This is a genomic window from uncultured Arthrobacter sp., from assembly GCF_947495145.1.
Lineage (GTDB): Bacteria > Actinomycetota > Actinomycetes > Actinomycetales > Micrococcaceae > Arthrobacter_D.
The window spans coordinates 38,545-58,689 of sequence record NZ_CANLXP010000016.1; the positions used below are offsets into that span (position 1 = coordinate 38,545).

The following is a 20,145-nucleotide window of genomic DNA, read 5'->3' on the forward strand; positions in this document are numbered from 1 at the left end:
GGATGGCAGGCTGGGGCAATGTCATTCAGCAAGGGAACCAAGGTCACCTGGAACACGTCGCAGGGCAAGACGCACGGCAAGGTCGTGGAGAAGAAGGACAAGGAGTTCACCTTCGACGGCCAGAAGTTCAACGCGTCGAAGGATGAGCCCTACTACATCGTCGAGAGCGAGAAGTCGGGCAAGCAGGCGGCGCACAAGGAAAGCGCGCTCGACGAACAGTAGCGGGAATGTTTCCCGGTCTTCGCCGGTTCAACTAGATGCAAACGCATTTAGAAACGTAGCAACTGGAGGACCGGCAATGGAAACACGCCGAGTAGTAGTGGTGTCGGGCGGAATGGGATCGCCGTCGTCGAGTCGGATGCTGGCCGATCAACTGGGCGAGGCAGCACGGCGCGAGCTGGAGCGTGCCGAGGTTCACGCCGACATCACCACCATCGAATTGCGTGAACTTGCCGTGGACATCGCCAACAATATGGTTGCGGGCTTCGCTCCGCCTGCGCTGGCGGACGCCCTGAAGTCCGTCGCCGACGCCGATGCGCTGATCGTCGTGAGCCCCGTCTTTTCCGGTTCCTACAGCGGTCTGCTGAAGTCTTTCTTCGACGTCCTCGACAACACCGCGCTCGACGGAATGCCCGTGCTCATCGCTGCCACCGGCGGCAGTGTCCGGCACTCACTCATGCTCGATCACGCCATGCGCCCGCTCTTCACCTATCTCCGCGCCCGCGTTGTCTCGACCGGCGTGTATGCCGGTCCGGAAGACTGGGGAACCGGATCCGACGGCGCGCCCGCCCTGGACCAGCGCGTCACCCGCGCGGCCAGCGAACTCGCCGGAATGGTTGCGGGAACGACGACGGCGCGCCGCCCCAATGGGCTGCAGGCCTCCCTGCCGTTCGAGCAGCTTCTCGCGCAGGTGCAGGGCCGCTGATCCGCCACCCGGGACATCCCACCCAATCGCGGATTTCAGTGGGAATGTCTAGACATTCCCACTGAACGCGTCCGTTCACTGGGATATCCGGAGTTGGTCAGGGCTGCGCCGGCATGCTCAAGCATGTTTTGCTGGACCCATGACTCGGATTGCAGTGGTGGGTGCAGGAATCGTCGGACTGGCTACAGCCCATGCCCTCGTGAAGGAGGGCGCGGATGTCACCATCTACGAGTCCGGAACACCCGGCGGCGGACAGTCTGCCGGCGACGGCCGGATCTTCCGGCACGCCCACGACGACGTCCGGCTGGCCGGGTTCGTCAGCCACAGCCGCACCCTCTGGCGGCAGTGGGAGGCCGAGTTCGGCGTGGAACTGGTGTCCGATGCCGGAGCCGTGGCGATCGGCGACAGTGTCGAGGACAAACTGCGCGTTCTCAGCGACCTTCCACACATCCTTCTTGCGCTGCTGGCACCGGGACAACTCGCATCAGCGCTGCCGATCCTCGCGGACTTCGAGGGTAAGGCCATGCTCGATCTGGACGGCGGCACTATCCGTACTCTCGCCGCTTTCCGGGCCCTGACCGCGAGCCTTTCCGCCGCTCTGGTGGCGGACCACGTGCTGACCGTCCAGCACACCGTCGAGGGGAAGGTCGAAATCCGTACCGGGACCCGCGTTGACCGGTTTGACCATGCCGTCCTGTGCGCCGGCCGCGGCACGGCTCCGCTGGCGCGGGATGCAGGGCTCGAAATTCCTGTTGAACTCGCAGCCCATGCCCGGGTGACGTTCCGGGTACGGGGAGACGCTGACACGCCGTTGCCGACCTTCCAGGACGGCAGCGGAACTTTCGGGGAAACCGGGATCTACGCGGCGCCGTCGGCCGATAACCGTTCCTACTCGGTGGGCCTCAGCGAAACAACCGGGGTACGGCAGGACGGAAGCCTCTCGGACCCCACCGCACTCACGTTACTTGCCGCCCGTGCAGCGACCTATGTCCGCCATGCTTTGCCGGGCCTGGACCCAGAGCCGTCCGGCTACGTGCACTGCTGGGTGACCCGTCTGCCCTGGGGCGAGGACGGCGTCGGCGTCTGGTCTACCGGCAAAATCAGCGCCATTGCCGGCCATAACCTCTTCAAACAGGCACCGGCACTGGGGGAGGCGCTGGCAGAAACCGCACTGTCCGGCGTCGTACCGGCTGTCCTTCGCCCGGAAGCGCAGCTCGGAAAGGCCTGATCGCGCACAGGGTCAGTGCATCGTGAAGGTGCGGGCTACGGCGTCGTGCACTCGCGGCACTCCGGCCATCCTGCCCATCACCCGGTTGCGCGCGGCCAGCATGCCCGGCGGGAGCGGACGCCCGAGGATCATATTGATGTGCGCCTGGCGCGAGGCCGCCAGTGCCGCCCGGCGCCGCTCATCGTTGAAGCGCCGAAGGCCAAGCCCGACGTCGGTGCCCGCCAGCGACGCAACAACCAGCGGCACCAGCTGTACGGCGTCGAGCCACCCCAGGTTCATGCCCTGTCCGCCGATGGGCGACACCTCATGTGCGGCATCGCCGATCAGCGTGATACGCCCCTGCACAAACCGGTCGGCGATGCGCCGTCGGACCGCGAAGGAGCTCAGCATCGTGTTGTTCCGGGTGTCGACGCCCACGCCGGTGCGGCTCGCCACCAATCCCGCGACCGCTTCGGCCGTGGGGTCTTCCATCAGCGACGGCATCCGCACCACCCAACGACGGACGGAGCCGGGCAGCGGGAATGACTCAACAATTCCGCCGGCCTCCAGGTACAGGGCGGCGGTGCTTCCGTCCCCGGTGGTGTCCGGGAAGTCCCCCATGACGTAGGCATCGGGATACGGTCGGATGCTGGCGCCGATACCCGCTGCGTCGCGCACCGTGCTCCGGGACCCGTCTGCGCCGATGAGCAACGCGGACCGGTGAGTGCCGCGGCCGGTGACGGTGAGCACCTCGCCCCCGACGTCGTGAACGGCCTCGACGGTTTCGCCCCTGCGCAGCGCGTCCGGCGCGAGTTCAGCGAGCCGCTCCGAGAGGATGCGCTCAGTATGTTCCTGTGGAATCGCCAGCACGTAGCGGCGCTTGCCGGGTAGGGATGAGAAGGACAGTTCAGCGACTGTCCGCCCGCCGCTCCGCGCAACACCCCCGGGAATCTGCACCCCTGCGGCAACCAGGTCATCGGCGACTCCGGCCTGCTCGAGTGCGGCAAGCGCCGGCGGGTGGATACCGATCGCACGGGAGTGCGAACTGCGCTCGGTGCGGCGTTCCAGGACCTCCACCTCAACACCCGACTGCGCCAGCAGGATCGCGGCGAACAATCCCACCGGGCCGCCACCGACTATCAGGACATCAGGCACGGCGTACCAGCAGATTACGGAACGGCACCTGCCGCTCCACGCGCCAGCCGGTTGGTACGACGGCGCGCAGTTCCTTCGCCAGGTAGCTTCGCCGGATCGACGTCAGCCCGTCCACGCGGATGTAGGACCCGCGCATCGGCAGCGTTACCAGCGAAAACAGGGGATATCCGACGCGTGTTCGCCGGATGTCGCTGTGCAGGACGAGCCGGGTGCTCAGCTTCTCCGAGTCGCTGAGCAGCCCGCTCAGTTCGTCCGCCGAGAGGTGATGGAGCACGTGGTTGGAGGTGACGACGTCGAACTGGGCACCTTCGGCGACCAGCTCCGAAGTGAACGCACGCCGGTAGGTGAGCCCCGGCGTCGTCGGCTGGCTGCTTGCGAAGGCATTGGCGCGTTCGTCAGGGTCAATCGCGGTGATCTCCAGTTCGAAGCCGTCGCGGGCAGCCCAGCGGGCAAACGCACGCGGCACATCACCGCCGCCGGAACCGACGTCGAGCAGGGTGTTGGTACGCGACGCCGACAGGACGGGCCGGATGTAGCGCGCCCAGGTGCGGTGCCAGCCGGTGACCGTGCGGTTGACGAGCGGGAACTGTGCGTAGGTGCGGTCGAGCATCTCCGGATCGCAGTCGGGCTTGTCCATTTCCTCGATCGCGGTGAGGTTCCGGTGCGTGAGGAACGCCATTCAGGCGGAGGTCTTGGTCAGGAGCGCGGTCTCCACCGTCAGCCCCGGACCGAAGGCCATGGAGCAGATGCGCTCATTCGCGTCCAAGCCGGGCTGGTCGAGGATGTGCTTGAGGACAAACAGCACCGTTGCGCTGCTCATGTTCCCGTAGTTCCGTAGGGTTTCCCGGGCAGGGACCAGCTGGTCATCGCTGAGCTTCAGCTTGGCCTGGACCTTGTCCAGGATGCTCCGGCCGCCCGGGTGGATGGCCCAGTGCTCGATGTCCCGGTACTCGAGACCGATCAGGGACTCATCGCGTTCCAGCAGGGGAGCGAGGGCACCGACGATGTGCTCGTCGATGATGTGCGGCACGTAGGTTCCCAGCACCATTTCGAACCCCTCGTCGCCGATGTTCCAGGCCATCGATTCCTCACCGACCGGCGTGAGGGTGGTTTCGAAGAAGTCGAGGGACAGGGCAGGGCCCGACGGCGGCGCCAGGTCGGGGCGGGCGGAAATGACCGCGGCAGCTGCGCCGTCGGCGAAGAGGGACGTACCCACAATGGTGTCCGGGTTGTTGGAAGACCTCACATGCAACGAGCAGAGCTCGGCGCTGACCACGAGGACCACAGCCTTTGGATCCGCCTCACAGAACGACTTTGCCGCCCGCAGGGCGGGGAATGCCGCGTAGCAGCCCATGAAGCCGAGGTGGTAGCGCTGTGCGGACGGGTTCAGACCCAGTGCGCGGACGATCTTGTAATCCGGTCCCGGGTTGAAAAAACCGGTGCAGGACACCGTTACCACGTGGGTGATGTCTGCCGCTTCAATGCCCTCAGCCGCATCAAGCGCTTTTTGCGCGGCTTCTACGAAGAGCTTGGTTCCAGCCTCGGCATACACCTCGTTGCGTGCCTTTGTGCCGGGGCTGAGGATGGTCATGGTCTCCGAATCGAAGAACACCGGGGTCTCGCTGTGGCGTTCGAGGGTGAGCTCCTCCACAGCCGTGTAACGGGTGTCGATGCCGGAGGAATCGAACGCGGCGGTCACCAGCCGCTGCCCCAGCCGGTTCAGTTTAGGCTGCGCGGCGAACACATCGCGCACCTGAGGCTGCACCATGACGGTGGTCGGTACGGCGGTTTCGAGGGACCTCATCAGCACTGTCATAGGTTCATTGTTAGGCGACCGAGTAACTGAACACAATACGAAGCAGGCTGACGATGCGTTCGTTGCCTGCGCGCTGTGCCTGCCCGGACTCGCTTCCTATGGCGGTAGCGTGAAGTTATGGCACTGAACCGGAACGTACGACGACGTCGCAGCCGCATCCCTGAGGAAGCCCGGCGCACGCTGCGCTTCGGCTCGGTGTGGGCGGTATCGGTCGCGTTGCTGGCCGGGTGCAGTGCCCCCGCTCCGGAGGGTGCCCCGGCGTCGTCCGGTTCGCCGGAACAGTCGTCCGGTTCGCCCGAAGCGACCGTGCCGGCGTCTGCACCGGCGTCTTCCAGCCCCACACCCACACCGACTCCCACACCCGAGACCCTTGAGCTACCCCGCGGCGGCGTTGAGCTGTTTCCGGAGTACCGGCTCGTCGGGTTCAGCGGGCACCCCTACTCGGCGGGACTCGGCCGGCTCGGGATTGGCGCGATCGATGAGCGGGTGGCAGAAATCAAGACCCTTGGAACGGAACTGGCGGGCGACAGGAAGCCTATGCCGGTGCTGGAACTGATTGCCGTCGTCGTGCAGGCAGCCCCGGGCGACGACGGTGCCTACCGGACCCGGACGTCCGACGAGATCATCGCCGAGTACCTCGAGGCCGCCCGCAGGCATGACGGAATGCTGCTCCTGAACGTCCAGCCCGGCCGTGCCAGCATGGCGGAGGAAGTGCGCGCACTCGAGAAATGGCTGGTAGAGCCCGACGTCGGTGTGGCCATCGATCCTGAATGGGACATTACCGCCGAGCAGCTTCCGGGACAGTCCTACGGACACACCGCGGGGGAGGAAATCAACGAAATCGCGGCATACCTCGATGCCCTGGTGGAGGAAAAGAACCTCCCGCAGAAGGCCCTGGTCTTCCATCAGGTGGCTCCCGGCGTCGTCAGCAATGTGGCTGCCATCCAGGAGTATCCCGGCGTCGAGGTAATTCGGAGTGTCGACGGAATCGGGTCTGCGGGGATGAAGATCGAAACCTACAACCTGCTGATGGAGGACCTGCCACCGACCGTTCATCCCGGCTTCAAGCTCTTTTTCGAGGAGGACGTGGTGCTGGGGCCGCTCATGACGCCGGCCGAAGTTCTCGCGCTCACGCCGCAGCCGGAATACGTCCTTTACGAGTGAACCCATCCAGGAGCTCTGTGTCGCCGAACACAGGTAAAGGCTTCTCTGGAGGATGGTGGATATGGCGGTTCGATCGGCAGCACGGGTTGGCGGCGTAATGCTCGCCGCGCTCCTTACCAGCGGCTGCATGGCTGTCGAGGCCAACCCGCTCGATGTGAATTCTCCGCGCTCGCAGGGAAACGTCAGTGCCGTTCAGCAGACGGTGGCGAACTTCGGTGATGATCCGCTGAACCTCGCGGAGAACGGCGCCACTCTCTGCTACACCCAGCCGGACATCGGCTTTCAGGAGTTCACGGTCCTTGTGCACAACGAGGCGCTGGAAACCTTTACGCTCGACGACGTCACGCTGCAGGATCCCGAAAACCTCACCCTGGTGAGCGCCGAAGTATCACCGGCCAACCGGGACGGCCATCACAAGGCCCCCGCAGACGACGACGGCGGCGCTCACGGCACGCACAGCGCGGAACCTGCGCCTGCAGCTCCTTCCGAGAGCGCTGAGCCTGCCGGTCCGGTTGAGCCGGTGTCCGCTGAGGGGTACAACATCACCACCCACGAATACGTCAACCTCGTGGTCGCGGTGTCGATCGCGGAGGGCGCGGACGCCGGCACAGCGCAAGGCATCACCGTTGCGTACTCCACCGGCGGCTCCGAATTCACGGGCACCCACCCGCTGGTGGTCGAGCTGGACCGCGAGGGCTGCGTCTAGCGTCCTGACCTTAGGGAATAAGCGTGTGCCTGTGATGGGTAGATTCAATGGCTTCCCCATCCTCAGCGCCTATCGGCAATGCCTTGGCCGCACATGGCAGGATGGCGGTATGGGGAAGCCGAAAGCTGTCGTCATCGCCTCTGTGCCGGCCACGCTGCCGTCGTCGGATCGGTCCGGCCAGGAATGACATTGCTCGAAATAGTCGCACTCGTAGCTGTAGTGCTGCTGATCGCCTTTGCCGTCCGTCGCCTTAGGGAGAAGAACGTAAAGCTTCCCCGTGAGGATGAAGGGCAACGGCATCACCGCGGCCGTGGTGGCGGCGGACTGATGTGAAGGCCTACAGGGTAGTCCGCCGGGTACCCTCTTCGCCTCGCTCTTACTCCTCGCGCTCTCTTTGTGGCCGTGGCACCGAAGGTCATAGCGTTTACTCACCGTGACACGGCCCGAAGATTACCGCCGATGCAATGGCTCAGCAGCAGGCGATCGGTGATCGCCTGGCACGTGCGCTCGACTATGGCAATTGCTGGGAACTCCTGTGGCAGAGTTACTGGATGCGCTTGCTTGTGATTTTTGGTCCGCCCGCTGTCGGAAAGATGACCGTCGGACGCGAGATCGCTGAGCGGAGCCAGTTCCGCCTGTTCCATAACCACGCACTCATCGAGCCTCTACTTGAGGTGTTCGACTACGGGACACCACCGTTCAATCGACTACTTGGCGAGTGGCGCACCCGGGTCGTCGAGGAAGCGGCCACGTCGGGAATAGATCTGTTGTTCACGTTCGTCTGGGGCCTTGAGCTGCAGGATGACGCCGAGGAGCTGGCGAGATACATCCGCCCTTATGTCGAGAAGGGTGCAGACGTGGCGTTCGTGGAACTGTCGGCGGATCTGAATGAGCGCCTGCGACGGAATCGGACCGAGTTGCGGCTTGCCGAGAAGCGATCGAAACGGGACGTGGAGTGGTCCGACGCGAATGTTCGCGAGATGGAGCGTTTTGTTATGAATACTGACTCCTACGCCGATGTCGTCCCAGCTTTGCCAGGGGCCGCACTCCTGACTGAGCACCGGCACATGCGGCTCGACAACGGCGACCTCACACCACAGGAGGCGGGAGCTCGAATTCTCGCCTGGTTAGACAAATCACCAACGGGATGTGCGAGGGCCTGACGGACCCGCGAAATCAGCCGTTGAGGAACCCGTCATGTTGAACAGCACGTCTCTTGACGGGGGCTGTTAGCCTCCTTGCATGGGGGATGATACGGCGAAGTTTGTCAGTGATTTCGGTGCGATGGTCAGGCTTGCGCAGTCGACTCAACCCACCTCTGACCGTGGTCGGGAATTGGTCGATACGATGGCTGCACACCTTGGCGCTCAGCCATCGTCTCTTCCGCTGGTTGTTGAGGAAGTGCCTGTTCACCGGTTGGTGGACGCCGACATCGTCCTCGCCTCGCTCGTGGGTTGAGGGCAGCAGGCTGACCGGCATCGGCGGCGGTGATCAGCGGCACCACATGTCTTTGAGCGATATGGTCCAGCAATCCGACATGTATCCCAATTTCCCGCTTTCGCAGCCGGACTACGCGAATCTTCCAATTGGTCCTGATGAACAGCGACAGACGGTGGCGCTCGGACTTCGACTCTTTCATCACAACGGCGAACCGATCGCACTCCTGCAGCGCAAAGCGGAACCTCGATACGGCCGGCAGTCCGCTTCCATGGAGGTTCTCTGCGCGGATGCTGCTGTCACGGCGGACTTCCTCGCCGTATTTCGACGTCGCATGCAGAGCGAAAGCATCCTGAAAGGACAAATTCTGTCCTTCACCGTCGAGCAGTTTGGTCCTAGTAGCGCGGGCGTGACATTCCACCGGCGGCCGGATCTGACGAGGAACCAGATCGTGTTACCTGACGGTCTCCTCGCCAGGATCAGCGAGCATGCCCTTGGAATCGCCGTTCATAAGAACGAACTTGTCGCAGCCGGACAACATCTCAAGCGGGGAATTCTCTTGTACGGCCTACCGGGCACGGGCAAGACGCACACCGTGCGTTACCTGTTGAGCGCAAGCGAGAAGACTACGGCCATCATCTTGTCCGGAAACACGCTGGCGCATGTGAGCGAGGCAGCCCGGATGGCACGAGCCCTCCAACCGTCCATCGTGGTGCTTGAAGACTGTGACCTCATCGCGGAAGACCGCAGCTTCGGCCATGGTCCGCAACCCCTGCTCTTTGAAGTGCTGGATGCGATGGACGGCCTTGCCGACGATGCAGACGTTACATTCGTGCTCACGACCAACCGTGTGGACATGCTCGAACGCGCCCTCGCGCAGCGTCCCGGCCGTGTGGACCTCGCCGTCGAGATTCCCCTCCCCGATGATGGTGAACGCGCTGCCCTGTTGCAGCTTTACGCGCCCGGGGAAGTATTCAGTCCGGAAGCTATTCACGCGGCAGCGAAAGCAACTGAGGGAACGACTGCGTCCTTCACAAAGGAACTTGTTCGCCGCGCCGTGCTTGCTGCAGCGTCCGAATCGACCCGCTTGAGAGACGAACACCTGCTTACTGCAGTGAATGAGTTGATGGCGGATGGTGCCGCCCTCACACGGAGCCTACTCGGTAGCAACACCCAGCCGGCGGAAGAGAGCTACGGGATGCGGTCCTGAGCTCTGACCCTTCCGATCACGCCTACCGGGTTGTAGTGTGATGGCGTGATCGTCCCCGATGTTGCACAGAACGCTGAGGCGGTCGCCGATCATTACGACGAGCTCGATTCGGTTTATCGTCGGTTCTGGGGCGATCATGTCCATCACGGGCTATGGATTACGGGTCAGGAGACTCCCGCCGAGGCCGTTGAAATGCTGGTTGACACAGTGGGCGACCGGTTGCGCCTTCAGTCCGGTGAGGCGTGCGTTGACATCGGTTGCGGCTATGGTTCCACCGCGAGGCGGCTTGCGCTCACCCGCCGCGTCCGCGTTACCGGCTTAACGATTTCCGCTGAGCAGGCCAACTACGCCGCCGCGCATCCCACGCCTGATGTGGACATCCAAGTCTGCGACTGGCTCTCCAACGGCCTGACCGATTCCTCGGCCGACGCCGCATGGGCGATCGAGTCAAGCGAACACATGGTCGATAAGCCCGGCTTCTTCGCTGAGGCGCATCGAGTGCTGTCACCCGGCGGACGCCTTGTCGTCTGCGCCTGGCTCGCCGACACCGATGCCAGGGGTTGGAAAGTCCGCCACCTGCTCGAGCCGATCTGTCGCGAAGGACGCCTGCCGTCGATGGGCACGCGGGAGGAGTATGAGGCGATGGCAGCGGCGGCGGGCTTTGCGATCGTGGGCTATGAGGATGTCAGCAGCCGAGTCGCGCGCACATGGACGATCTGCGCACATCGACTTCTGAAGGCCCTGCTCCTCGACCGCGAAACCCGTCGCCTCGCAGTTCGCGCACGCAATCGCGTCTTCATTCTGAGTCTGCCCCGTCTGATCCTCGCCTACCGCACCGGCGCCATGCGGTACGGAATATTCACCCTGACGAAGGTGGGGAAGGACGAAGGGCCACGCTAACCCGGCACCTCAACGCAGCAGAAGACACTGGCCGCGAAGACCAGAGTCATTTGGGCCCGCCGCCGCCCTCAATGTCACAATGGCAGGCGTGAGCGCACCAAACATCACCCGTCCCACCATTTTCGAGCAACTCGCTGAGGAACTCGGCGTCCAGCAGTGGCAGATCAAGGCAGCCGTAGAACTTCTCGACGGCGGATCGACGGTCCCCTTCATCGCCCGGTACCGCAAGGAAGTCACCGGAACACTGGACGACGCCCAGCTGCGTGAGCTGGAAGAGCGGCTGCGCTATCTGCGGGAACTCGAGGACCGGCGCGCGGCTGTGCTTGAGGCGATCGAAGCGCAGGGCAAGCTTACCAATGAACTCCGTGCCGCCGTCGTCGGTGCGATCACCAAAGCGCGGCTGGAAGATATCTACCTGCCCTTCAAAACGAAGCGGCGCACCAAAGCGCAGATCGCGCGTGAAGCCGGGCTGGAACCGCTCGCAGATGGCCTGCTCGGCAACCCCTCCCTCGATCCCGCGGTTGAGGCCGGCCGCTACCTGAACGACGCCGTTCCCACAGCCGAAGACGCCCTGGCAGGTGCCCGTGCATTGCTCGTGGAGCGGGCGGGTCAGGACGCTGACCTGCTCGCCGACCTGCGGGAACGGTTCTGGAAACAGGGACGGTTGCGCTCGCAGGTGATTGCCGGCAAGGAAGCCGAGGGCCAGAAGTTCTCCGATTACTTCGACTTTGTGCAGGCGCCGTCGGCCATGCCGTCGCACCGCGTGCTGGCGCTGCTGCGCGGTGAGAAGGAGGGAGTGCTGCAGCTGACGCTCACGGAGGCTGACACAGCTGACGCCGAAGCCGCCTTGCGCGCCCGGAGACGTTTCGAGAACTCCGTGGCCGCGTTCCTCGGCGTCGCGGAACAGGGTCGGCCGGCGGACGCGTGGCTCATGGCCAGCGTCCAGCAGGCGTGGCGCAGGCTGCTCGCGAAGCTCTCGATCGATCTGCGTGTGCGGCTCTTCGTGGAGGCGGAAACCGAGGCGGTGCGGGTCTTCGCTGCCAATCTGCGTGATGTGCTGCTCGCGGCGCCTGCGGGCAGCCGCACCACCATCGGTCTGGACCCGGGGCTGCGGACCGGCGTGAAGGTTGCCGTGGTTGATGGAACCGGGAAGGTACTCGAAACGGCGACCATCTATCCGCACGCACCGGCGAAGAAGTGGGATGACGCGCTCACAACGCTATCGCGCATGGTGGCCAGTCACGACGTCGAACTCATCGCGATCGGCAACGGCACTGCGTCGCGGGAGACTGACAAGCTTGCGTCCGAGCTGATCACGCTGATGTCCGGGCACGCCCTGCAGAAGCTGGTCGTTTCCGAAGCCGGTGCCTCGGTGTATTCGGCGTCGGCGCTGGCGTCAGCTGAACTGCCGGAGCTTGATGTGTCGCTGCGCGGTGCGGTGTCCATTGCCCGGCGCCTTCAGGATCCGTTGGCGGAGCTGGTGAAGATTGACCCGAAGTCGATCGGCGTGGGCCAGTACCAGCACGACGTGAGCCCGGCGAAGCTCGAACGGTCGCTGGACGCCGTGATCGAGGACTGCGTGAATGCGGTGGGTGTCGACGTGAATACCGCGTCGCCGTCGCTGCTGACCCGGGTGGCCGGCGTTGGTTCGCTGCTGAGCGGGAACATTGTTGCGCACCGGGATGCGAATGGTCCCTTTGCCCGCCGGAGTGACCTGCTGAAGGTGCCGAGGCTCGGCGCGAAGGCCTTCGAGCAGTGTGCAGGCTTCCTGCGGATTCCCGGCGGACCTGAGCCGCTGGACGCTTCCAGCGTGCACCCGGAGGCGTATTCCGTGGCGCGGCGAATGGTGAACGACGCCGGCGGCTCACTTCGGTCGCTGAGCCTAACTGAGTATGTTGACGAGACCTTCGGTTTGCCTACCCTGCAGGACATACTCGCAGAACTCGAGAAGCCGGGGCGTGATCCGCGTCCGGCCTTTGTGACCGCCGCGTTTGCCGACGTCGAGAAGATCTCTGATCTGCGTCCCGGCATGGTTATTGACGGCGTAGTGACCAACGTTGCTGCTTTTGGCGCCTTCGTAGACGTTGGGGTGCATCAGGACGGACTGGTTCACGTCTCAGCCATGGCAGACCGCTTCGTGAGCGATCCGCACGAGATTGTGAAATCCGGCCAGGTCGTCAAGGTCAGGGTGCTGGAGGCTGATCCGGACCGGAAGCGGATTTCGCTCACCCTGCGATTGAACGACGACGCAGTATCACGTGGCGGGAAGTCCGCGCGTGAGGCGCGGGGCGGGGGAGGGGAGGACCACCGTCGTCGTCCGTCCGGTGGGCAGGGTAACAACCCAGCGAAGGGTGGCGGTTCAAAGCCGGGGTCCAACTCCAAGCCGGGGCCCAGCTCCAGGTCGGGCGCGGGAAAGCAGGGCGGCAAGCCAGCTCAGGCTCCGGCCAACAGCGCCATGGCAGAGGCGCTTCGCGCTGCGGGGTTGGCGCCAAAGGATTAACTGTGGCCGGACACAAAAAGAACCCCGCAACGCATAACGTTGCGGGGTTCTTTGCGCTTGTGGCTGTTGCCTTATTAGGCAGGCAGCTGCAGAACGTCGCCGGTGAAGATGAGGTCGGCGTGGATGAGGGTGTCGGCGTTGGCCTGGTAAAGGGCCTGCCATCCACCTTCGACGCCCAGCTTCTCAGCAATGATGCTGAGGGTGTCGCCGGACTGGATGGTGTAGGTCTCACCGGACAGCTGAACGGCAGGAGCCGCGGGAGCTGCAGGGGCCTCAACAACGGGAGCCTGAACAACCGGAGCCTGAGCGACAGGTGCCTGGACAACAGGTGCCTGGACAACAGGTGCCTGAACCTGAACCTGCTGCGACTGGACCTGAACCGGAGCCGGTGCGGGAGCAGCGGGGATCGGCGTCGGGTTGGCGCCGGCGGTCAGGCCGAGCTTGGCCGAGCATGCGGGCCATGCGCCCCAGCCCTGTCCGTCGAGTACGCGCTCAGCAACTGCGATCTGCTCTGCGCGGCTGGCGTCCTGAGGGGCACCCTGGCCGCCGAAGCCGGCCCAGGTGGACGGGGTGAACTGCAGGCCGCCGGAGAAGCCGTTGCCGGTGTTGATGCCCCAGTTGCCGCCGCTTTCGCACTGTGCGAGGGCGTCCCAGGTGCTGGCAGGAGCAGCGTTGGCTGCGCCGGCAGAAGCGGTGATTCCGACACCGACGATGGCTGCTGCTGCAAATCCGCGGCGCGCGTTAAGGGTAAGTTTCTGGTTCTTCATGTGGGTACGATGCTCCAAAAGGCCACCTGCACTCGTTCCGTCCCCGGACGTCTTTGCGACGTTGCTCACCCTTGACTGATCATTGGTCTTGTCTGTGGTGTCTGCCGGACGAGCAACGTACGGTGGAGGGGCAGCACCAGGGCATTATGTGGCAAACGCGAATAGCGCCGTCTGCTTTGTGATTACCCGGAAGTGGGTTCCTGTCTACCGTAGAGGGTTTTCTAATCGTTGCCAAATCGAGACGTGGCGGTTATTGACGAAAGACGCCTCGAAGGCTGCTACTCAACAGTAGTGAAATCCCTGTAGATCACTGTAAAACATAGGGATGGACGTACACCGAACTATTACCTGTGAAATTGCTCTGAGATGGTCAGACATGGACGCTTATGGTCACATCAACAACGTCCAGGTAGTGAGGCTGCTTGAGGAGGCCCGAATTCATGCGTTCGGTCCTCCCGGAGGAACCGGCGCGTTCGGACAGGAGCCACCGGTGCCCCTCTTCTCCTCGGTAGCCACGGGGGTGCAGGCGTTGGTGGTCGAGCATCGCATCAGGTACACGGCCACCCTGGATTACCGGAACCTTCCGCTGAACGTGGAGGTCTGGATCACCGATCTGAAGGCGGCAAGTCTCGACGTCGCATACCGGATCCACGATCCTGTGGACGCTCGTGTCTGCGTAAAGGCGCAAACCACGCTGGCATTCGTAAATGGTGAGGGCGGAGCGCTGCTTCGGATCACGCCCGAGCAGAAGCGGCAATTGGCACCCTACGTGGGCCCGGCACTCTTCAGATGACCCGTGTGGGACGAGACCCGTGAGTTGGCAGGACACGCCCCTTTCGCGTGCTCATAAGGGGCGAGTCCTGCCAAATCAACGAGGGGTTAGGCGGCGATGTAACCGTTCGGGTTCAGCACATACTTGGTGGCCGCACCCTTATCGAATTCCTCGTAGCCGCGCGGCGCATCTTCGAGGGGAATCGCCTTCGCGTTGACTGCCTTCGCGATCTGCACCTTGTCATGCAGGATCGCCATCATCAGGCCGCGGTTGTATTTCATGACCGGGCACTGTCCGGTGGTGAAGGACAGCGATTTCGCCCACCCGGTACCGAGGGAAATGGACAACGATCCAACCTTCGCGGCCTCGTCGATTCCACCCGGGTCCCCCGTGACGTAGAGTCCGGGGATTCCGAGCGCCCCACCGGCGGCCGTGACATCCATCAGTGAGTTCAGCACGGTAGCCGGGGCCTCATGCGAGGAGTCGCTCCCATGACCGCGCGCCTCGAAGCCGACCGCATCAACGCCGCAATCGACTTCCGGTACACCGAGGATCTGCTCGATCTGGTCCTTTGGATCTCCCTTGAAGACGTCAACGGTCTCGCAACCGAAGCTCCGTGCCTGCGCCAACCGCTCTTCATTCAAGTCGCCGACAATGACGACGGCGGCACCGAGCAGTTGCGCCGATACTGCAGCAGCGAGGCCCACGGGTCCGGCTCCCGCCACATAGACTGTCGATCCGACTCCGACGCCGGCCGTGAACGCGCCGTGGAAACCGGTCGGGAAGATGTCGGAGAGCATGGTCAGGTCCAGGATCTTCTCCAGTGCCTGGTCCCGGTCCGGGAACTTCAGCAGGTTCCAGTCAGCATATGGAACCAGTACGTACTCTGCCTGCCCGCCGACCCAGCCGCCCATGTCCACGTAACCGTAAGCGCTGCCCGGGCGGTCGGGGTTGACGTTGAGGCAGATGCCGGTCTTGCGTTCCTTGCAGTTCCGGCAGCGGCCGCAGGAGATGTTGAACGGAACTGAACAGATATCACCCTTCTTGATGAACTCGACACCGCTTCCGACCTCGATCACTTCACCGGTGATCTCGTGCCCCAGCACCAGATCGGTGGGCGCTGTGGTTCGTCCGCGGACCATGTGCTGGTCTGACCCGCAGATGTTGGTGGCGACCGTCTTGAGAATGACTCCGTGGTCCACCTTGCGCCCGATGTTGGCCGGATTGATTCCCGGCGCGTCCTTCAGATCAAAAGTGGGGTAGTTGGTATCGATGACTTCGACCTTGCCTGGGCCCTTGTAGGCCACAGCCCTGTTTCCTGACATGGTGATCCTTCCGAGTTGGTGGGAGTTCGTCGTCGAACGCCCGTTCAAGGCCGTAACCGACCCCAGTCGTCGTAGGTGGCCTCGCGGTCAGTCTAGGTCTCGGACCCCTAAGGAAGCATCAGTTTTGGTAAACATTCCAGTCGTACAAGAACACGCCCCGCCGGGCTTCCGGGCGGGGCGTGGGTTCCGGACTCAAGCCGTCAGATGGCGCGGGTTCCCCGGTGCCGCATGGCGTAAGCGGCGCCCAACCCTACAGCGATGACGCCGAGGATCAGGTTGAGCCAGTTGGTGGATGCGTTCGTGGACAGAATGTTGGCCGCGGAGGTGCCGACAATCAAGCCGTAGAGCCACATGACCAGCAGAACTGCACCGCTTCCCATGAGGAAGTTCCGGGCCGAAAGAACCCCGCGGCTCGTCCAGACTCCGGCAGCCCCCATGGCCAGATACACCAGATTGAGCAGCACAGAGACCTGGAACGCGCCCAGGAGCAGTGCTTCGGAACCGGATGCAAAAGCCATGGAACTGTATTGGGTGGTGATGCCCGGGAACAGCCCGAGGACCCCCACCAGCAGGAAAACTACTCCCATCCCCATAGAGGCGCTGCGAACGTGATCGCGCGTCACATGGAAATCATGCGCATGGTGTGATGCGGTAGTCATCTCCCCTCCTATTGTATGAATATGACTCTTCGCCGTGCCGCGAGACGTCTGGAGAGGCGCACCGCTTGCACCGCTGTTGGAGGAGCGCAAACCGCGCCCAACCAGCGCTTTTATTTTACTGCTGAAACACCCACCTGATAAGGCAAAACAATGGATGACCGGGCAATGATCACGGGCGCGACAGCGGGGCTCGGCGCCGAGTTCGCAGAGCAGCTCGCCGCGCTGGGAAACAGCCTCATCCTGGTCGCAAGGGATGCCGCCAGGCTGGAGGAAAAAGCTGCTGGGCTTCGCTCCCGCTTTGGTGTGAGTGTTGAGGTGCTGGTCGCGGACCTGCACGACGACGACGGCGTCCGTCGCGTTCTCGACAGGCTGCGGGACAGCGGGGAGCCGGTTTCGATCCTGGTGAATAATGCGGGCTATGGCCTCCCCAAATCCTTCGAAGCGAATCCGCTTGGGGATGAGCTGAACCACGCAGCGATCCATCTCACCGTTCCGCTGGCGCTCAGCCATGCAGCGCTGGAGGGCATGCTGGCCCGCGGCTCCGGGAGGATCGTGAACGTGGCAAGTGTCGCCGGGTTTACGCCGCGGGGAACCTACGGCGCCCTGAAAGCGGCCATGATCAATTTCAGTACGTGGGCGAATTTCGCGTACCGCCGGCGCGGCGTCACCGTAATGGCCCTCTGTCCCGGCTTCGTGCACACTGAGTTCCACCAGCGGATGGGCATGGACAAGGGTGCCGTCCCGCGTTGGATGTGGCTCAACGCCGCGGAGGTGGTCCGCGACGCGTTGAAGGACCTTTCCGCCGGCAAGGCGGTTTCCATTCCCAGCCTGCGCTACAAGGTGCTTGCTTTCATCGCCAGGAATGCGCCGTCGTCGCTGGTGGCCTCCCTGGCCGCGCGCGGGAGGTGAGCGGCCGTGTGGGTGGGATTCGTTGAGTTCGACCTCCTGCTGGGAGACGTGCATTCGCTGAAGGGGAAGCGCTCACTGGTGCGGCCGTTGGTTGCCGAGGTACGGCGGCGGTTTGAGGTTTCCGTGGCCGAAGTCGGCTCGCAGGACCTGCACCGCCGCGCAACCGTCGGGGTGGGGTTGGTGTCAGGTGACCGCAGGCACGTTGTCGAGGTCCTCGACGCGGTTGAGCGGTTCGTTGCCGGACGGCCGGAGCTTGAACTGTTGAGTACCCGTCGCCGAATTGTGACCGGCGATGACTAACAGGATCGCAAGCGCGCTTACTACCATGGGAATGTTGAGGCGTACTTACGAGGAGGTAAGAGCGTGGCTGGATACTTCAAGCTGGTTGACGCCCATGATCATGGGTACCGGCTGAAACTCATGTCGGGTGACGGCACTTTGGTTGCCGTTTCTGCATACTTCCCCACCAAGCAGGCAGCTATCGAGGGCATCGACGTAATCCGTGAGATTGCCGGAACCGGGCCGGTCATGGATCACACCCGCAAAGACCAGTCCCGCAGGGAGCATGTCCGCGAGGAGCACTCCGCCCACGCGGCAGTGAAGGGACGCCTGTCGGCCTGAGCCGGACACGGAGGCAGGCAGCGAGCACCGTCATCACGTGACAGTGCGGCCGAGACGCTCCTGTTTCCGTGCCTCGTTCACGTAACACCATCGCCACAATGCGCTTTGCAGCCCACACGTGTACGCTGTTCCAGCACATCTACAAGGAGGATCAGCACCACATGGCTACCGACTATGACGCTCCGCGCGTCCGCGAAGAAGATCAGCCAGCGAACGAGTCACTCGAAGCGCTGAAGGCTGAGCGGAGCTCCGCAGCGAAGACAGCAGTGAATGATGTCGACGAAGCCGATACTGCAGAAGGCTTTGACCTTCCGGGAGCAATGCTGGAGGAGGAACTTCAGATTCACGTTGTTCCCGCTCAAGCAGACGAGTTCACCTGCATGTCGTGCTTCCTGGTGCGGCACCGAAGCCAGTTGGCCCGGGAGCAGGGCGACGCGAAGTTCTGCGCCGACTGCGAGGGCTGACGTTTCCCGGATTGTTGAACGGTACCCGCATGTCTTCCCGTCTACTTCACGGCGCAGGACAGATTGGCGTCGTCATAGGACGCACTTTGGCCTACATCCTGGTCTGGGCAGGGCTTGCGCTGCTTATCGCCGCCGTCGTCATTCGTGTCTACTGGGGCAAGATTTCTGTGGGGCAAATGCTCCTGAATCTCGTCTCCGTGGAAACCGACGGCGGGGGCGGAGCTATCGTCTGGACCAGCATCCTGGGCATCGGCGTCGTGCCCCTGGTGATCACGATAGGGATTGCGCTGCGGCAGTACTTCCGGCGCCGCAAGCGCCGCCGCTTCGGCGGCGACAAGCGTTCACGGCGCTCGCAGTGGATTATGCACGCCGTTTCGACGGCTCTCGTGATCGCGGTGGCGGTCAGCGGTACCACGGCCTTCGCCACCACGGTGGATCTGGCGGAATACATCCGGGCAGCGAACTCCAAGTACGACATCGGCGATTACTACGTGGAGCCGACCGTCACCAGCGACAAGGACAAGCGCAACCTTGTGGTGATTTACCTCGAGTCCGGCGAGGCTACCCTCGGGGACGACAAGCTCTTCGAGAAAGACCCGTTCACTACCCTGAAGGACGCCACCAAGGCAGCAGACGGCTGGCAGAGCGTGGACGATCTTCGGCAGTACGAGGGCGGAGGCTGGACCATGGCCGGGCTCACCGCCACGCAATGCGGCGTCCCGCTGAAGGGCATGGGATCGATAACGAGCACCGGCGCACTCAACCAGCTCGGCGGCGAAGTCGACACCTATCTGGGCGGCGTTACCTGCCTGGGCGATGTTCTGGATCAACACGGCTATAACAGCGTCTTTCTCGGCGGTGCGAACGCTTCCTTTGCCGCGAAGGACGTCTTCCTGAAGGGTCACGGCTACTCAACGATCAAGGACCTCTCCGACTGGCGCGCCGCCGGTGAACCGGAAAACAACTTCCGCAGTGATTGGGGCCTCAGCGACGAACGCCTCATGGCTTACGCCAAGGAGGAGATCGACGAGCTGCATGCCGAAGCGGAGAAGACCGGACAGCCGTTCAACCTCTCCATCCTGACGTTGGACACCCATGATCCGGTGCACATCTTCGACTACTGCAATGTGGATACGCAGAACGCGTCCATTTCCGTGTTCGCCTGCTCCGCCACCCAGGTGGCCGGCTTCGTGAACCATATGAAGGAAAAGGGCTACCTTGACGACACCGCCGTGGTCATCATGGGCGATCATGTCAAACAGCTCAACGCCGGCGACCCAAGCCGTGAGCAGCTGGACGGTTACAGTAACAGGTCTATCTTCAATCGGATCTGGGTGCCGGGCGGGGACAAGAACAGCGAGCTGCGCTCCGGCTTGGACCAGTTGAACCTATACCCCACGATCCTGGAAGCCGCCGGCTTGGCCCTGCAGGATCATGAGGCCGGTCTGGGCGTTTCCGCCTTCGTCTCCGAAGTCCCTGACGGTTCGGCCCAGGCCATGGACCCGAGCGCCTATGCGGAGCTGCTGACATCCCGGTCAGCGCGTTTCTACGCGGAGGCCTGGGCCGGCGAAGACGCGCCCGACGACGCCCCGCAGTAACGCCTCCCGC

24 protein-coding genes are annotated in these 20,145 nt (G+C 63.5%); 18 read left to right on the top strand and 6 right to left on the bottom strand.

Annotated elements, in window-relative coordinates; all coding sequences use genetic code 11:
* Window positions 1-18 precede the first annotated feature (18 nt).
* The 3 genes from Q0877_RS12215 (at window position 19) to Q0877_RS12225 (ending at window position 2,153) form a co-directional block, all read left to right on the top strand.
* Window positions 19-222 (top strand): DUF2945 domain-containing protein, encoded by a 204-nt coding sequence (locus Q0877_RS12215; protein WP_299168234.1) that lies wholly within the window; start codon window positions 19-21, stop codon window positions 220-222.
* A 76-nt stretch (window positions 223-298) separates the two neighbouring features.
* Window positions 299-925 (top strand): CE1759 family FMN reductase, encoded by a 627-nt coding sequence (locus Q0877_RS12220; RefSeq protein ID WP_299168174.1) that lies wholly within the window; start codon window positions 299-301, stop codon window positions 923-925.
* Between the two features lie 139 nt (window positions 926-1,064).
* A complete protein-coding gene (locus Q0877_RS12225; RefSeq protein WP_299168175.1) occupies window positions 1,065-2,153 on the top strand; it encodes an FAD-binding oxidoreductase in 1,089 nt (362 codons plus the stop codon).
* A 12-nt stretch (window positions 2,154-2,165) separates the two neighbouring features.
* Here the strand turns inward: Q0877_RS12225 and Q0877_RS12230 are convergent, their stop codons facing one another.
* From Q0877_RS12230 to Q0877_RS12240, 3 genes are read right to left on the bottom strand one after another with little or no spacing between them, the layout of a single operon-like run.
* Entirely contained in the window at window positions 2,166-3,287 is a 1,122-nt protein-coding gene (locus tag Q0877_RS12230; RefSeq protein WP_299168176.1) for an NAD(P)/FAD-dependent oxidoreductase, read from the bottom strand.
* Window positions 3,280-3,966 (bottom strand): class I SAM-dependent methyltransferase, encoded by a 687-nt coding sequence (locus Q0877_RS12235; RefSeq protein WP_299168177.1) that lies wholly within the window; start codon window positions 3,964-3,966, stop codon window positions 3,280-3,282. The genes Q0877_RS12230 and Q0877_RS12235 overlap by 8 nt, the downstream gene beginning before the upstream one ends.
* Window positions 3,967-5,103, bottom strand: coding sequence for a type III polyketide synthase (locus Q0877_RS12240; protein ID WP_299168178.1), 1,137 nt, complete (start codon window positions 5,101-5,103; stop codon window positions 3,967-3,969).
* 117 nt (window positions 5,104-5,220) lie between these two features.
* On the opposite strand from Q0877_RS12240, the gene Q0877_RS12245 reads away from it, so the two are divergent.
* The 9 genes from Q0877_RS12245 (at window position 5,221) to Q0877_RS12285 (ending at window position 13,020) form a co-directional block, all read left to right on the top strand.
* Window positions 5,221-6,267: a hypothetical protein gene (locus Q0877_RS12245; RefSeq protein WP_299168179.1), complete on the top strand. Its 1,047-nt coding sequence runs from the start codon at window positions 5,221-5,223 to the stop codon at window positions 6,265-6,267.
* Window positions 6,268-6,328: 61 nt separating this feature from the next.
* The gene (locus Q0877_RS12250) at window positions 6,329-6,973 is read left to right on the top strand and encodes a hypothetical protein (RefSeq protein WP_299168180.1); all 645 of its coding nucleotides are present in this window, start codon (window positions 6,329-6,331) and stop codon (window positions 6,971-6,973) included.
* A 34-nt stretch (window positions 6,974-7,007) separates the two neighbouring features.
* On the top strand, window positions 7,008-7,160 hold the full coding sequence (locus Q0877_RS12255; protein WP_299168181.1) for a hypothetical protein: 153 nt from the start codon (window positions 7,008-7,010) through the stop codon (window positions 7,158-7,160).
* Window positions 7,157-7,306 (top strand): hypothetical protein, encoded by a 150-nt coding sequence (locus tag Q0877_RS12260; RefSeq protein WP_299168182.1) that lies wholly within the window; start codon window positions 7,157-7,159, stop codon window positions 7,304-7,306. Before Q0877_RS12255 ends, Q0877_RS12260 begins: the two co-directional genes overlap by 4 nt.
* 131 nt (window positions 7,307-7,437) lie before the next feature.
* Entirely contained in the window at window positions 7,438-8,136 is a 699-nt protein-coding gene (locus Q0877_RS12265) for a hypothetical protein (protein ID WP_299168184.1), read from the top strand.
* A 79-nt stretch (window positions 8,137-8,215) separates the two neighbouring features.
* Window positions 8,216-8,431 carry a hypothetical protein gene (locus Q0877_RS12270; RefSeq protein WP_299168185.1) on the top strand — a complete coding sequence of 72 codons (216 nt, stop codon included), beginning with the start codon at window positions 8,216-8,218 and terminating at the stop codon, window positions 8,429-8,431.
* A gap of 79 nt (window positions 8,432-8,510) precedes the next feature.
* Window positions 8,511-9,620: an AAA family ATPase gene (locus Q0877_RS12275; protein WP_299168186.1), complete on the top strand. Its 1,110-nt coding sequence runs from the start codon at window positions 8,511-8,513 to the stop codon at window positions 9,618-9,620.
* Between the two features lie 45 nt (window positions 9,621-9,665).
* The gene (locus Q0877_RS12280; RefSeq protein WP_299168188.1) at window positions 9,666-10,520 is read left to right on the top strand and encodes a cyclopropane-fatty-acyl-phospholipid synthase family protein; all 855 of its coding nucleotides are present in this window, start codon (window positions 9,666-9,668) and stop codon (window positions 10,518-10,520) included.
* A 79-nt stretch (window positions 10,521-10,599) separates the two neighbouring features.
* Entirely contained in the window at window positions 10,600-13,020 is a 2,421-nt protein-coding gene (locus Q0877_RS12285; RefSeq protein ID WP_299168190.1) for a Tex family protein, read from the top strand.
* 74 nt (window positions 13,021-13,094) lie between these two features.
* Here the strand turns inward: Q0877_RS12285 and Q0877_RS12290 are convergent, their stop codons facing one another.
* Window positions 13,095-13,787: a transglycosylase family protein gene (locus Q0877_RS12290; RefSeq protein ID WP_299168191.1), complete on the bottom strand. Its 693-nt coding sequence runs from the start codon at window positions 13,785-13,787 to the stop codon at window positions 13,095-13,097.
* Between the two features lie 376 nt (window positions 13,788-14,163).
* Here Q0877_RS12290 and Q0877_RS12295 point away from each other — a divergent pair, with 376 nt between their 5' ends.
* Window positions 14,164-14,580, top strand: coding sequence for a thioesterase family protein (locus Q0877_RS12295; RefSeq protein ID WP_299168193.1), 417 nt, complete (start codon window positions 14,164-14,166; stop codon window positions 14,578-14,580).
* An 86-nt stretch (window positions 14,581-14,666) separates the two neighbouring features.
* Here Q0877_RS12295 and fdhA read toward each other — a convergent pair whose 3' ends face one another.
* Both fdhA and Q0877_RS12305 read right to left on the bottom strand, forming a co-directional pair.
* Window positions 14,667-15,884, bottom strand: coding sequence for a formaldehyde dehydrogenase, glutathione-independent (fdhA, locus tag Q0877_RS12300; protein WP_299168195.1), 1,218 nt, complete (start codon window positions 15,882-15,884; stop codon window positions 14,667-14,669).
* A gap of 200 nt (window positions 15,885-16,084) precedes the next feature.
* Window positions 16,085-16,543 (bottom strand): DUF4383 domain-containing protein, encoded by a 459-nt coding sequence (locus Q0877_RS12305; protein ID WP_299168197.1) that lies wholly within the window; start codon window positions 16,541-16,543, stop codon window positions 16,085-16,087.
* Between the two features lie 150 nt (window positions 16,544-16,693).
* Here Q0877_RS12305 and Q0877_RS12310 point away from each other — a divergent pair, with 150 nt between their 5' ends.
* The 5 genes from Q0877_RS12310 (at window position 16,694) to Q0877_RS12330 (ending at window position 20,135) form a co-directional block, all read left to right on the top strand.
* Window positions 16,694-17,452 (top strand): SDR family oxidoreductase, encoded by a 759-nt coding sequence (locus tag Q0877_RS12310; protein WP_299168199.1) that lies wholly within the window; start codon window positions 16,694-16,696, stop codon window positions 17,450-17,452.
* Between the two features lie 6 nt (window positions 17,453-17,458).
* Window positions 17,459-17,752 carry a DUF503 domain-containing protein gene (locus Q0877_RS12315; protein WP_299168201.1) on the top strand — a complete coding sequence of 98 codons (294 nt, stop codon included), beginning with the start codon at window positions 17,459-17,461 and terminating at the stop codon, window positions 17,750-17,752.
* A gap of 63 nt (window positions 17,753-17,815) precedes the next feature.
* Window positions 17,816-18,073 (top strand): hypothetical protein, encoded by a 258-nt coding sequence (locus tag Q0877_RS12320; protein ID WP_299168203.1) that lies wholly within the window; start codon window positions 17,816-17,818, stop codon window positions 18,071-18,073.
* 161 nt (window positions 18,074-18,234) lie between these two features.
* Window positions 18,235-18,537 carry a DUF4193 domain-containing protein gene (locus tag Q0877_RS12325; protein ID WP_299168237.1) on the top strand — a complete coding sequence of 101 codons (303 nt, stop codon included), beginning with the start codon at window positions 18,235-18,237 and terminating at the stop codon, window positions 18,535-18,537.
* A 29-nt stretch (window positions 18,538-18,566) separates the two neighbouring features.
* Entirely contained in the window at window positions 18,567-20,135 is a 1,569-nt protein-coding gene (locus tag Q0877_RS12330; protein WP_299168204.1) for an LTA synthase family protein, read from the top strand.
* Window positions 20,136-20,145 lie beyond the last annotated feature (10 nt).